Here is a 12,271-nt window from a genome sequence, read left to right on the forward strand (position 1 = left end):
CCTGACTCCTGATTCCTGACTACTGCTATAGTAGAAAATTTTACCGTATAAACAAATTAAACACACCTGAATAATACTCACTTTGTGAGGTTGGAAGTTTTCGGTTACTCTAGGAAAAGATTCAAAAGTAAAGGGTAAAGATTTTTCTTCCCCCTGTTCCCCCAGGCACTAACAAGTATTGTCAATATTGATCTCAAATCTTGCATTTTTAATTTTTAATTTTTAATTTTTAATTGGATATATATGCTCAAGCATCGCTGGATCAGGTTCTTTCTTCACCTCAATTGGCGTACACTGAAAAAAACATTTGCCAGAACTATAGAAAGAAGACTTTTAGGACTGGCTTCAGAAATCGCTTTTAATGCTATGTTATCCTTGTTTCCAGCAATTCTAGCTGTGCTTACAGCCATTGGTTTGTTTGCAGAATCTTTGCGAAATACTTTTATTCAACTCACAGTGCAACTTAGTCAGGTTGTACCCCAAGAAGCATGGACTTTAATTAGTGATTTTGCTACACAAGAAATTGCTGAATCTAAAAATTCTGAGTTATTTTCTTTCAGTTTTGCGATCGCTCTTTGGACAGCTTCTGGTGCAGTTAGTACCGCTATGACTGCTTTTGATCAAATAGAACAAATTTCCCCAGAAAATACCCGCCCCTTTTGGAAAGCTAAACTCATTTCTTTAGGCTTAACAATTGGTACTATATTACTTTTACTGCTGGCTTCTTTTATAGTATTTATTAGTGATTTACTTTTGAGTATGTTGGTGCGTGGTAATGGTTATTTGGTATTCTTGTTGCATATTTGGCAACTGTTAATTTGGCCTTTATCCTTGGTGATTGTTGCTGCTACATTTAGCTTAGTCTATCGTTATGGACCAAGTGTGTGGAAACCAGCTACACCATTAATGCCAGGAGCAGTTTTAGCAGCTATATTTTGGGCGCTAGTTTCGGCATTATTTCGCCTTTATGTTACCAACTTTGGAAATTATAATAAAGTTTATGGTACAGTGGGAACTTTTATAGTATTAATGTTATGGTTGTGGATGAGCGCCTTTGTTCTCCTGGTTGGCAACCAATTAAATGTAATTGTTGGTGAATCTATGACAGTGAAAACAGGAAACAAGGAAGGTAAATAACCCAATTACCAATTACCAATTACCAATTACCAATTACCAATTACCAATTACCAATTACCAATTATATAAAATGTCTAACTCTCACAATAAAATTTACATTGAATCTGATGGTTATGCACCGAGATTAAAACGTTTACAACAAATTAGTAAACTGTTAGATAATGCTATTACCATTCCTGGAACTCCAGTAGGTATTGGTTTAGATCCAATTTTGGGATTAATACCTGTTGGTGGTGATGTTTTGGGATTGATGTTTTCTCTTTATATTATCATTGAATCGGCAAAGTTAGGTATATCAAAAGCAACATTAGGTAGAATGATAGTTAATATTATCATTGATGCTTTAGTCGGTGCTATACCGATGTTGGGAGATTTATTTGATTTTGCCTGGAGAGCAAATAATTACAACCTGATTTTATTGGAAGATTACTTAAAATCTCCTGGTGAAAAAAAGAAGGCTGATCAAGGTTTTATCATTACTATTTTTGCAGGTTTGTTTGTACTTGGTATTGTTTTAATTGCATTACCTGTGATATTAATAGGCATGATTTGGAAAGTTTTAAATGGGGGGTAAATGAATCATTAACCAACTCAACATATCCTATTTTCTATTCCCTATTCCCTATTCCCTAATCCCTAATAATATGAAAAACTGGTGGCAATTTCATTTTCCTCAAGGTCAACAAAATATAATTATTACTGATGCGTATGGCTATCCTATCAAAATTGCTTATGGCGAAAAAGGTACAGGTAAACCATTAATTTTATTACATGGTTTGGGGAGTTGGAGTTATAATTGGCGATATAGTATTGAACCATTATCTCAATATTTTCGGGTAATTTGTTTTGATGCTAAAGGTTATGGTTTTTCGGAAAAACCTATTTACCGTAGAGAAAAAAGTGGTCATCAAATAATTGAATTAGAACGTTTGATTCAATCTTTATGTGATGAACCTCCTGTCATTGTCGCTGAATCTTTAGGTGCGTTAGTTTCTTTAGCCTTAGCGGCTAAAAATCCTCAATTAATTGGGCGTTTAGTAGTTATGAATGCGCCCATTTTTACCGAAACCTTGCCTCATTGGGCAATGGGTTTATTAGCACAAACACCATTAGAAATTATCCACACAATTGATTTTTTACGTCTTGCTTATGTGTTTGCACCTTTAGTTAGGGAAGTCATGGGTATGGAAAGAAGAAAAGTGTTATTTAATCCTTCTATTCTCACAGAGGAAGATGTTTATTGGATAACTTATCCTTTTATTGAAATTCCAGGAACTTTAGTGAAAGTTGCGGAAGAATTACAAATAGCAGCTAGAGAAATTGAGAATTTACAAGCTAAAAAACCAAATATGTTAACTGAAATTCAAAATAGTCTCAGTGCTATTGAATGTCCAACTTTAATTTTATGGGGTGATCAAGATAGTTGGTTTCCTGTTAGTCACGGTGAAAAATTACATCATTATATTCCTCATTCACAGTTGAAAATTATAGAAAATTGTTATCATGACGCATCCACTGGCGCTAGTGATGTAGTGAATAGAGAAATTATGAAATTTTTGCAGGATACTAATTTCTGTTCAACTGTAATTTAAACCATTATCAATTATCAATTATCAATTGATAAAATAAGAGTGGGAGAAGGCATATCAAGCGCCTTTTTTCTCCCACTCTACATTTGCTGCTGGGGCGTTCAGGAATATGTGTTGATAGACGCTATCCGTTATTTAGGGGGCTAGGTATTTCAACGATAGTGTCTAGATGATGTGAGTATTCCTGTTGCAGCAAATGTTAAACCTGATTTCTTTTTGATTTCTTTGATTTTTTATTATTTTTTTGCTGAACTAATAGCCCAACAAAATGTTAGTAGATTGCTTTGTTCGTTCATAATCAAAATTTGTGAAACAGCCTTTTTAAGAAGAAGCTATTTTATGTATTAACACCTGATAACCACAACATTGAAGTCGTTTATCTTTTAATAATTTAACTGGGTTGCTTACAGATTGGTTGCCAAGTTGGCACTTTTTGTTATTTGTTTTTAGCCATTAGTCATTGGGGAAAATCTTCTCCTCTGCTTCTTCGCTGTCACCTGTCACCTGTCACCTATTCCTCGACACCCTTTTTTAAATACGTTGGGGAAGTTTGAGTATGCGATAAATAACCCAACAACCAGATGCACAACTGAGGGCGATCGCCAACATTAACCATAAAGGTGTAGGATTACTGATATTAGCCGCTTGGGTGTTTTCTTTTTGACTGACTACTTCTGGGGGTTTTTCGGGTTCTATTTTGGGAACGTAGCCAACATAAATTAGCTGGTAATGGCCAAATATTCCCACTCCCAGGGGAATAACTAACAACCCCACAAACCATAACCAAGGATGCTTTAGCAACAGTTTCTTAAGTGGAGATGTATTTTTTAATTCTTCTGAAGTGCTTTTTACATTTGTGGTTGGTTCTGGTTTTGCATTGTGACTGTTCATGATTCATTTCCACTTGCATCCTCTAGTAGTTTATTGTACTAGAAGACATAAGTGTTATTTAACAGTAGGATAAAGGGGGTTGAAAGTAGCTTTTTGGCAAAATAGCGGTTTTTTTACCAAAAATTTCCAAAAAATTGGATATTATGCTACTTTTTCCCCATTATCTGCAAATTACTTGACTGAATCTTTCAATTTAGAATTAGTAAGTAAGTCAATGTTAAAAAACAGAGGTATGTAACAAAATGTAAATTTGCTAAAAGTCTCTTCCCTCTTGCCTTTTGCCTCTTGCCTTGCCATAATGACAATTTTCAACGCCAACCTACTTATGTCTTTCAATGGCAAGTTGAATTAATTGATCTACTAATTCTGTAAAAGAAATACCAGTATTTGCCCAAAGTTGCGGATACATACTTGTAGATGTAAACCCTGGTAAGGTGTTAATTTCGTTAATCAAAATTTCTCCAGTCGCTTCTACATAGAAAAAGTCTACCCGCGCTAAACCCGCACCATCAACGGCTGCAAAGGCTTGTAATGCCATTTCTTGAATTTGTTGAACTACTGTTTCTGGTAAAGGAGCAGGTATTAATAAATCTGCTTTACCCTCAGTATACTTAGTTTCGTAATCGTAAAAATCGCTATCAAAGGTAATTTCACCAATAACGGAGGCTTTGGGGTTGTCGTTGCCTAAAACAGCACATTCTACTTCTCTGGCAACTACTCCGGCTTCGACTATGATGCGTCTGTCATAGGTTGCAGCGTTATCTAAAGCTGTTTCTAATTCTTGACGCGATCGCACTTTGGCTATTCCTACGGATGAACCCAGATTAGCAGGTTTGACAAAACAAGGATAGCCTAATGTTGCTTCTATTTCATCACACAATTTAGGAAATATACAAGGATTTGACCAAATTTGCGCCCTCGTTATTGCTTTGTATTTTACCTGGGGTAAACCTGCTTGGGCAAAAGCGGTTTTCATAGCGATTTTATCCATGCCGGTGGCTGAACCTAACACCCCAGAACCAACAAAGGGAACTTGTATTAATGTTAGTAAACCTTGAATTGTTCCATCTTCGCCATTGGGTCCGTGGAGTATGGGAAACCACAAATCAATTTCTGCTGTTTCTGCAGGAAATTGCCATAAATTAGGGGTTATGGCGGGATTTTCTGTGGCTACACCAGATTTTAAAACTTGTTGTGCAGTTTCTCCCCCTTGCCAAACACCATTTTTTTGGATGTAAAAAGGCACAATTTCATATTTCTGACTATTTGCTTCTGCACTCAAAGCATTTGCGATCGCCCTTGCAGAAACTATTGATACTTCATGTTCTCCAGAACGTCCACCAAACAGCAACCCCACCCGCAGTTTAGACATCTTCTGTACCTCTACACTATCTAAAGCAGATAGCGAATAACCTACAATCCTTATTTTATCGTTATTCCTCACCTGCTACTAACCCTTGTAAGTTGTCTTTCCACCTACTGAGTTGAGTGATAAAGACAATGGTAAGACAACCACGAAACATCTGATAACACCATAATTGGTGGCGAGTATAAATACTAAAGCTATGAAGCGGTAGGAATAACGATAGAATAAGAATTGTAGGTTATTTGTGATATGGGGATTAGCGGTAGCTGGAGAAACGGGAGTAGCGGAGATTATCAACCTACTCAAAGAGGAACTAAGCACAGCAATGGCTCTCAGTGGTTGTGCTAGACTAGAGGATATTGATTCTAGTTTGGTGATTTGTCGTTAGTGGTTGTGGGAAAAAAAAGGGCAAAAAAATTTTTTTTCCAAAACCCTTGCCAAAATAGAAGAATAGGTTATAATAGGAAAGTTGCTACCAAGGGCGAGTGGCGAAACTGGTAGACGCACCACACTCAAAATGTGGCGACCTTGCGGTCATAGGAGTTCGATTCTCCTCTTGCCCATTAAGACTTCTAGAGATTTTTTGGTAAAACTGATAAATTCTCTAGCTGTAAAATCTACCACTTTTCTAGCATTAAGAAAAAGTAGGGATTTGGATTGATAAGTTTTACTTGTGTGATCGCGTGATATTTTTGGCTACAAGCTAGGATATCTACCTAGTCAGTGTATATAATCTTAATATAATGTATTATATAAAATACATGATGCGGTTAATTTTAATAGGAATTTTGATTTTATTAACAGCTTGTAGTAGTATTGCATTGCAACCGACTTATGAATTAGTTGAAACAGCCATTGCTATTCAACTAGAACAAACTCAACAGCAACTTAAAAAAAAGCTAGATTTAGACTTTCAAAAATTTGAGATTAAGCAAGTAGTAATTACGCAAGAAGAACCTTTAACCATTGAATATTTACCAGCTTATCATGTCCAGGGAACTTATGATTTAACTGTTAAATTACCCAAAAAACAAATCACCCAACCACAAAAACCTTTTGATATTTATTTACAAATTCAACGAGAAGGTAAAAGTTGGCGTTTGCTACTTCCTGAAAAAACTAATAACGATAAACCATCAATTTGGCATAGTTATCAATTGACAATTGACAATTGACAATTGATAATTGATAATTTCTCGTTCGTAGTCTGAGACTGGGAACGAGATAAAACGAGAGAGATAAAATTCTGACTCCTTGAACTCCTGACTCCTTGAACTCCTGACTTCTGACTTTTTAATAATTCTAATTTTGATAAACTCTACCTTTCCAAGCACCTCCTTTTCCTTGCCAATGTCGTTTAGCAGAATCTAATGTCATTAAAGTATATAAAAAGGCAATGATAGGTAAACAGAAAGCTAACCAAAGGGGACATTTATAAAAGGCGATCATGGGAAAATATGCGAATGCCATTAATAGCGATATGAGTAAACCTGTGATGATAATTAGTAAATTTCCTATGATTAAACCTAAGATAATTCCTAAAATTGGCAGCATATAAACTATAAACATTCCTAACACACTTCCCACTAACAACAAAGGAGAATAATTTAGTTGTGTGTAGGCGCTACGAGCTACCATATTCCAGATAGTTTCTAGGGAATCATAAGGACGTAAACTATAAGTTAAAGAACTTAGTCCTAACCAAATTTTCCCTTGATGAGATTTCACGGCTTTGGCTAAAGAACAGTCATCAATTAATGCTTGACGAATTATTTGTAGTCCGCCTATTTTTTCTAGGGTTTCTCTACGAATTAAAATACAACCACCAGCAGCAGCAGCAGTTGATTTTTTCGGATTATTTACCCAACGAAACGGGTAAAGTTTTTGAAAGAAAAAGACAAAGGCAGGTATTAATAATTGTTCCCAAAAACTTTCACACCGCAGTTTTACCATGAGAGATACTAAATCTAAATTCTCTGTTTCTGCTTTGGCAACTAATCGCCGTAAATTACCCATATCATGTTCTATATCAGCATCTGTTAATAATAAATAGTCGGGTTGTAATTGATTGGCTTTTTGTACACCTTGTTCCATCGCCCACAGTTTACCAGTCCAACCATTAGGTAAATCTGCACTATAAATAATATGTAATTGTTCGAGTTTATCAACTGCGTAAGCTACTCCTTGGGCAAAATTGGCTGTACCATCGGTACTGTGATCATCTACTAAAAATACATGAAAATTACCAGGATAGTCTTGTAAAAGGAGCGATCGCAAACTCACAGGAATCACATCAGCTTCATTCCTAGCTGGAACTATTACACACACCGTAGGTAAGGATTTTAAATTATTGGTTGTGGTTTTTAACTGTTGATCTACTCGCCAAAACTGTCCCCACAATAACAATAAAAATAACCAAATTGTTAAAGATAAAACCATCAAACCCGCTAAAATTTCTACCATAACTTCTACCATAACTGCTGAGGTCAGGATTTTATGCAAACACAAGACAGGGTAAAAGTCAAGGAAATTACAGAAGCGATCGCCGCTAGTCAACAACATCTGCTGTCAATTCAAAAACCTGATGGTTACTGGTGGGCGGAATTAGAATCAAATGTTACCATCACTGCGGAAGCTGTACTGTTACATAAAATTTGGGGAACAGATAAAACTCGACCTTTGCATAAAGTTAAAAACTATTTGCGATCGCAACAAAAAGAGCATGGTGGATGGGAACTATTTTATGGTGATGGGGGAGAACTTAGCACCACTGTAGAAGCTTACATGGCCTTGCGTTTGTTAGGTGTACCTGCAACAGATCCAGCACTAATAAAAGCTAAATCTTTAATTCTCCAAAAAGGTGGAATTAGCAAAACCCGCATTTTTACTAAATTACATTTAGCATTAATTGGTTGTTATAATTGGCGTGGACTGCCATCATTACCACCTTGGGTAATGCTATTACCTGAAAATTTTCCCTTCAATATTTATGAACTTTCTAGCTGGGCGCGTTCTAGCACCGTGCCATTATTAATAGTCTTTGATCAGAAACCTGTCTTTGAAATTGACAGCCCCATCAACCTAAATGAATTATATACCGAAGGTGTGAATAATGTCAAATGGGAATTACCGAAAAATAATGATTGGTCTGATATATTTACCATTTTGGATGATGGGTTTAAATTAGCAGAAAGTTTAAATTTTGTACCTTTTCGAGAAGAAGGAATCAAAGCCGCTGAAAAATGGATTTTAGACAGACAAGAAGCTACAGGTGATTGGGGGGGAATTATTCCCGCAATGTTAAATTCTTTGTTAGCTTTAAAATGTCTAGATTACGATGCTAACGATCCAATTGTCTACCGTGGTTTAAAAGCAGTTGATAATTTCGCTATTGAAACAGAAAATAATTACTGCGTTCAACCTTGTGTTTCTCCTGTATGGGATACAGCGTGGGCAATTCGCGCCTTAATTGATTCAGGTTTTGAGGCAGATTATCCAGTAATTGTAAAAGCTGGACAATGGTTAATAGACAAACAAATACTTGATTATGGTGATTGGTTCGTCAAAAATAAACAAGGAAAACCCGGTGCTTGGGCGTTTGAATTTGATAACCGCTTTTATCCCGATGTGGATGATTCCGCTGTAGTTGTCATGGCTTTACATCAGGCAAAATTACCCCATGAAAACCTGAAAAAACAAGCTATAAAAAGGGCTTTAAATTGGATAGCTTCAATGCAGTGTCAACCGGGAGGATGGGCAGCTTTTGATATTGATAATAATCAAGAATGGCTCAATGCTATTCCCTATGGTGATTTAAAAGCCATGATAGATCCAAATACCGCCGATGTCACCGCTAGAGTAATAGAAATGTTGGGCGCTTGTAACTTATCAATTCCCGCAGATAAGTTAGAAAAAGCGTTGAATTATCTTCTCAATGAACAAGAAACAGAAGGTTGTTGGTTTGGACGTTGGGGAGTAAATTATATTTATGGAACTAGCGGAGTTTTATCAGCGTTAGCATTAATAAACCCCCAAAAATATCGCAGTGAAATAGAACGAGGTGCAGCTTGGTTAGTGAAAGTGCAAAACGCTGATGGTGGTTGGGGTGAAACTTGTTTTAGTTACAATGATCCGAGTTTAAAAGGTAAAGGAGACAGTACCGCATCTCAAACAGCTTGGGCGATAATTGGGTTAATAGCAGCGGGTGAAGCTACCGGAAAATTTGATTTTCAGAGTCTTGAAAAAGGGGTTAATTATTTGTTAGAAACTCAAAGTTCAGATGGTACTTGGGATGAATCTTACTTTACAGGCACAGGTTTTCCTTGTCATTTTTATCTCAAGTATCACCTTTATCAACAGTATTTTCCCTTAATTGCTTTGGGAAGATACAGCAGAATTTAGTAGTCAGGAGAAGGCACTATGCGCTCAGGTCGTATTTACCGACTTTTTGGTTGTCCATCCAGCAACGAATACAAGAACTACGGACAAATAAAGCAGTTCTAATCGCTTCATCAATGAGATTGAACTGCTGCTGTTTGCCCTTTAACTTGAACTCGTATACTAGCATAGACAAGGATTAGCTTACGCCCCATACTATAGCGTAAACAAAAAACTAATGCAAGATGTTACTGCGGCTAAAGCCGCTTGAGTCGTTTTTCATCCTACCTCTAAAGGACGTAAAAGCCTGAAAACTTTTTGGCTTTTCAGGCTTTTACTGGTGGGCTTTCAAACTTCCCACTATTTCTTGTAACCCCTCATGCTCGGCTTCAAAACCGTGGGTGATGTTTTCAGATCACATGGCTTCTTTCTAAGTTAACCTTAACTAAGCACAAATTTGTTTATATTTAGCCTTTTGTAACTCGATTTTCAAATTCGTTGCAAGTATTTTCGACTATAGCAAGAGCAGATGGATAAATACTATTATGCTCTTCTTTCAGCCAAGCTAAAAGTCTAGCAAGCTGCGCGTTCCGTAAATCTAAGTCTGTCTGAAAAATTATTGATGTTGCCATTGCTTGAGCATATTGAGGTGGATGACCTTGCTGCACTAAAGCATCAATCAGAGCGGCTAAGGCTTGCTGTGACACAGAAGCAGAAGTATTTTCTATAGACATAATTTAGGGAGAAATAATTGAATTTGACTAATTATAATAATAGATTTCACCTAATATTTCCATTCCTATTGTTCAGTAATTTTAAATTACTCAGTACCTACATCTTGGGAATGCCAGCCTTAATAATTCCTCGTAATTTACTTAGAGGATGTTTTAAAAGTTTATAGCTAACGCCACGCTACGCTATCGGCGAATATAATTCGCTACTATACAAACGAAGTCCACTAGTGGACTAATGAAAAATCAAGGCTTTTGAAACCACGAAGGTGGGTTTGGTCTGTGTAGACGCGATTTATAATCGCCAAGGGATGTATGAATTTAGACTTTTCAAACAACCTCTTAAATAACAATACTGATTATATAAGTTGAAATCTCAATATATATTAGTCAATTAAGCCTTTAAGCGGAAACAAATACTTTTGAGATTGATTAATCTGAATTGATTATACTTAAATAATTTTTGCTCACGAAACCAGAATAAATTTAAAAAAAATATGTTTTTTATTATACAAAGTTTTGGCTATTTACAGATCACAGATACTGGTATGTGTAGATTAAGGTAGGTTACAAAAAATCTAGTTTACTCCTAATATATTTATTTTTGTAACATTATTTTTAACAAAACTTATAATTAGAACATTTTTTTGATAATAAAATTTACGTAAATATTTGTGATCAATGTAATTTAAGAGTAAAAATCATCACTTAAAGGCAATTCCACGTAAGGACAAAAACATAATTTCCTTAGCCATAAATTTCTTGATTTTTAGTTTTTTAGCCAGTTTGGCATTAAAAATTGTCATTATCACAGTCAAGAAGAATCAGGGAAGAGACTCAAGAGAAAGGTTTTGGGCGAATTTAATTTTCGTTACAATGCTTTACATATTGAATCACAACTTAGATTGAATCACAACTTAGTAATACTAACTGACTTTATTCTCTAATACTGATTTTTTTGCCAGGCTATTTACAAATAGTAAAACTAGTGATATTAGTATAAACAGTTCAATCGAGTGTATAACTTACTATCTTGTAAATGTTCAATGACTCCAGTAAGCTAGGTTAACATAAGAAAATTCTGGGACTAGATAAACTGCGATTTCCTAGTGAGACTAACTATATAGTGGTTTAACTACATATATAAAGTTGTCTCTGTATAGCCTAGTAAATAAAAGATAAATCTTTATAAACCTTACTGTAGTCATATTTACCATGAAACTATTACAATATATGAGTTAAACACTCAAATCAACAACAGTGAATTAAGGTGCAAAACAATGGCAGTTGAAAAAACTAATTCTTCCTCCAGCTTGGCAGAAGTTATTGATAGAATCCTAGACAAAGGTATCGTTGTAGATGCTTGGGTTCGTGTTTCCTTAGTTGGTATTGAATTACTAGCAGTAGAAGCTAGAATCGTGATTGCATCTGTAGAAACCTACCTGAAATATGCAGAAGCTGTAGGTTTGACCCAATCTGCTGCGGTACCTGCTTAATTTTGAAGTAGATATGCAATGAGCAGAATAATTATCAAAGAATCAAGATGATGATTCTGCTAAACTTGGCAAAGCCAAAAAAATCAACAACAGTGAATTAAGGTGCAAAACAATGGCAGTTGAAAAAACTAATTCTTCCTCCAGCTTGGCAGAAGTTATTGATAGAATCCTAGACAAAGGTATCGTTGTAGATGCTTGGGTTCGTGTTTCCTTAGTTGGTATTGAATTACTAGCAGTAGAAGCTAGAATCGTGATTGCATCTGTAGAAACCTACCTGAAATATGCAGAAGCTGTAGGTTTGACCCAATCTGCTGCGGTACCTGCTTAATTTTGAAGTAGATATGCAATGAGCAGAATAATTATCAAAGAATCAAGATGATGATTCTGCTAAACTTGGCAAAGCCAAAAAAATCAACAACAGTGAATTAAGGTGCAAAACAATGGCAGTTGAAAAAACTAATTCTTCCTCCAGCTTGGCAGAAGTTATTGATAGAATCCTAGACAAAGGTATCGTTGTAGATGCTTGGGTTCGTGTTTCCTTAGTTGGTATTGAATTACTAGCAGTAGAAGCTAGAATCGTGATTGCATCTGTAGAAACCTACCTGAAATATGCAGAAGCTGTAGGTTTGACCCAATCTGCTGCGGTACCTGCTTAATTTTGAAGTAGATGTCCGAGATTAAGAA

14 protein-coding genes and 1 tRNA gene are annotated in these 12,271 nt (G+C 35.8%); 10 read left to right on the forward strand and 5 right to left on the reverse strand.

Annotated features, from left to right (window positions below):
* The first annotated feature begins 243 nt into the window (after window positions 1–243).
* The 3 genes from K2F26_RS04085 (at window position 244) to K2F26_RS04095 (ending at window position 2,729) form a co-directional block, all read left to right on the forward strand.
* Window positions 244–1,137 carry a YihY/virulence factor BrkB family protein gene (locus K2F26_RS04085; protein ID WP_220610456.1) on the forward strand — a complete coding sequence of 298 codons (894 nt, stop codon included), beginning with the start codon at window positions 244–246 and terminating at the stop codon, window positions 1,135–1,137.
* 70 nt (window positions 1,138–1,207) lie between these two features.
* Window positions 1,208–1,711 (forward strand): DUF4112 domain-containing protein, encoded by a 504-nt coding sequence (locus K2F26_RS04090; RefSeq protein ID WP_220610457.1) that lies wholly within the window; start codon window positions 1,208–1,210, stop codon window positions 1,709–1,711.
* Between the two features lie 70 nt (window positions 1,712–1,781).
* Window positions 1,782–2,729 (forward strand): alpha/beta fold hydrolase, encoded by a 948-nt coding sequence (locus K2F26_RS04095; RefSeq protein WP_220610458.1) that lies wholly within the window; start codon window positions 1,782–1,784, stop codon window positions 2,727–2,729.
* A gap of 528 nt (window positions 2,730–3,257) precedes the next feature.
* Here K2F26_RS04095 and K2F26_RS04100 read toward each other — a convergent pair.
* Together K2F26_RS04100 and K2F26_RS04105 are read right to left on the reverse strand one after the other, a co-directional pair.
* Window positions 3,258–3,617, reverse strand: coding sequence for a hypothetical protein (locus K2F26_RS04100; RefSeq protein ID WP_220610459.1), 360 nt, complete (start codon window positions 3,615–3,617; stop codon window positions 3,258–3,260).
* Between the two features lie 319 nt (window positions 3,618–3,936).
* Window positions 3,937–4,989, reverse strand: coding sequence for a D-alanine--D-alanine ligase family protein (locus K2F26_RS04105; RefSeq protein WP_220610460.1), 1,053 nt, complete (start codon window positions 4,987–4,989; stop codon window positions 3,937–3,939).
* A gap of 238 nt (window positions 4,990–5,227) precedes the next feature.
* Between K2F26_RS04105 and K2F26_RS04110 the strand changes: the two genes are divergently transcribed.
* The 3 genes from K2F26_RS04110 to K2F26_RS04120 all read left to right on the forward strand — a co-directional run bounded on the left by K2F26_RS04110 (window position 5,228) and on the right by K2F26_RS04120 (window position 6,158).
* A complete protein-coding gene (locus K2F26_RS04110; RefSeq protein WP_220610461.1) occupies window positions 5,228–5,371 on the forward strand; it encodes an alpha-hydroxy-acid oxidizing protein in 144 nt (47 codons plus the stop codon).
* A 91-nt stretch (window positions 5,372–5,462) separates the two neighbouring features.
* Window positions 5,463–5,546 (forward strand) — tRNA-Leu (locus tag K2F26_RS04115).
* Window positions 5,547–5,744: 198 nt separating this feature from the next.
* Window positions 5,745–6,158: a hypothetical protein gene (locus tag K2F26_RS04120; protein ID WP_220611768.1), complete on the forward strand. Its 414-nt coding sequence runs from the start codon at window positions 5,745–5,747 to the stop codon at window positions 6,156–6,158.
* Window positions 6,159–6,285: 127 nt separating this feature from the next.
* Here the strand turns inward: K2F26_RS04120 and K2F26_RS04125 are convergent, their stop codons facing one another.
* Window positions 6,286–7,446, reverse strand: a complete 1,161-nt coding sequence (locus tag K2F26_RS04125; RefSeq protein ID WP_220611769.1) for a glycosyltransferase — start codon at window positions 7,444–7,446, stop codon at window positions 6,286–6,288.
* Between the two features lie 33 nt (window positions 7,447–7,479).
* On the opposite strand from K2F26_RS04125, the gene shc reads away from it, so the two are divergent.
* Entirely contained in the window at window positions 7,480–9,384 is a 1,905-nt protein-coding gene (shc, locus tag K2F26_RS04130; RefSeq protein ID WP_220610462.1) for a squalene--hopene cyclase, read from the forward strand.
* A gap of 16 nt (window positions 9,385–9,400) precedes the next feature.
* Here the strand turns inward: shc and K2F26_RS04135 are convergent, their stop codons facing one another.
* A complete protein-coding gene (locus tag K2F26_RS04135; protein ID WP_220610463.1) occupies window positions 9,401–9,550 on the reverse strand; it encodes a hypothetical protein in 150 nt (49 codons plus the stop codon).
* Between the two features lie 277 nt (window positions 9,551–9,827).
* On the reverse strand, window positions 9,828–10,094 hold the full coding sequence (locus K2F26_RS04140) for a hypothetical protein (protein WP_220610464.1): 267 nt from the start codon (window positions 10,092–10,094) through the stop codon (window positions 9,828–9,830).
* Window positions 10,095–11,371: 1,277 nt separating this feature from the next.
* On the opposite strand from K2F26_RS04140, the gene gvpA (K2F26_RS04145) reads away from it, so the two are divergent.
* From gvpA (K2F26_RS04145) to gvpA (K2F26_RS04155), 3 genes are all read left to right on the forward strand, one after another.
* Window positions 11,372–11,587, forward strand: coding sequence for a gas vesicle structural protein GvpA (gene gvpA, locus K2F26_RS04145; protein ID WP_057178839.1), 216 nt, complete (start codon window positions 11,372–11,374; stop codon window positions 11,585–11,587).
* 112 nt (window positions 11,588–11,699) lie between these two features.
* Entirely contained in the window at window positions 11,700–11,915 is a 216-nt protein-coding gene (gene gvpA / locus K2F26_RS04150) for a gas vesicle structural protein GvpA (RefSeq protein ID WP_057178839.1), read from the forward strand.
* A gap of 112 nt (window positions 11,916–12,027) precedes the next feature.
* On the forward strand, window positions 12,028–12,243 hold the full coding sequence (gene gvpA, locus K2F26_RS04155; protein ID WP_057178839.1) for a gas vesicle structural protein GvpA: 216 nt from the start codon (window positions 12,028–12,030) through the stop codon (window positions 12,241–12,243).
* Window positions 12,244–12,271 lie beyond the last annotated feature (28 nt).

The sequence above is a fragment of the Sphaerospermopsis torques-reginae ITEP-024 genome (assembly GCF_019598945.1).
Taxonomy (GTDB): Bacteria; Cyanobacteriota; Cyanobacteriia; order Cyanobacteriales; family Nostocaceae; genus Sphaerospermopsis.

What these genes read in the sequence shown, in the direction of transcription:
- gvpA (WP_057178839.1), top strand. Translation starts at nt 11,700, where the DNA reads ATGGCAGTTGAAAAAACTAATTCTTCCTCCAGCTTGGCAGAAGTTATT.
- K2F26_RS04090 (WP_220610457.1), top strand. Translation starts at nt 1,208, where the DNA reads ATGTCTAACTCTCACAATAAAATTTACATTGAATCTGATGGTTATGCA.
- K2F26_RS04135 (WP_220610463.1), bottom strand. Translation starts at nt 9,550, where the DNA reads ATGCTAGTATACGAGTTCAAGTTAAAGGGCAAACAGCAGCAGTTCAAT.
- gvpA (WP_057178839.1), top strand. Translation starts at nt 11,372, where the DNA reads ATGGCAGTTGAAAAAACTAATTCTTCCTCCAGCTTGGCAGAAGTTATT.
- K2F26_RS04140 (WP_220610464.1), bottom strand. Translation starts at nt 10,094, where the DNA reads ATGTCTATAGAAAATACTTCTGCTTCTGTGTCACAGCAAGCCTTAGCC.
- K2F26_RS04120 (WP_220611768.1), top strand. Translation starts at nt 5,745, where the DNA reads ATGATGCGGTTAATTTTAATAGGAATTTTGATTTTATTAACAGCTTGT.
- gvpA (WP_057178839.1), top strand. Translation starts at nt 12,028, where the DNA reads ATGGCAGTTGAAAAAACTAATTCTTCCTCCAGCTTGGCAGAAGTTATT.
- K2F26_RS04100 (WP_220610459.1), bottom strand. Translation starts at nt 3,617, where the DNA reads ATGAACAGTCACAATGCAAAACCAGAACCAACCACAAATGTAAAAAGC.
- K2F26_RS04095 (WP_220610458.1), top strand. Translation starts at nt 1,782, where the DNA reads ATGAAAAACTGGTGGCAATTTCATTTTCCTCAAGGTCAACAAAATATA.
- shc (WP_220610462.1), top strand. Translation starts at nt 7,480, where the DNA reads ATGCAAACACAAGACAGGGTAAAAGTCAAGGAAATTACAGAAGCGATC.
- K2F26_RS04105 (WP_220610460.1), bottom strand. Translation starts at nt 4,989, where the DNA reads ATGTCTAAACTGCGGGTGGGGTTGCTGTTTGGTGGACGTTCTGGAGAA.
- K2F26_RS04085 (WP_220610456.1), top strand. Translation starts at nt 244, where the DNA reads ATGCTCAAGCATCGCTGGATCAGGTTCTTTCTTCACCTCAATTGGCGT.
- K2F26_RS04125 (WP_220611769.1), bottom strand. Translation starts at nt 7,446, where the DNA reads ATGGTAGAAATTTTAGCGGGTTTGATGGTTTTATCTTTAACAATTTGG.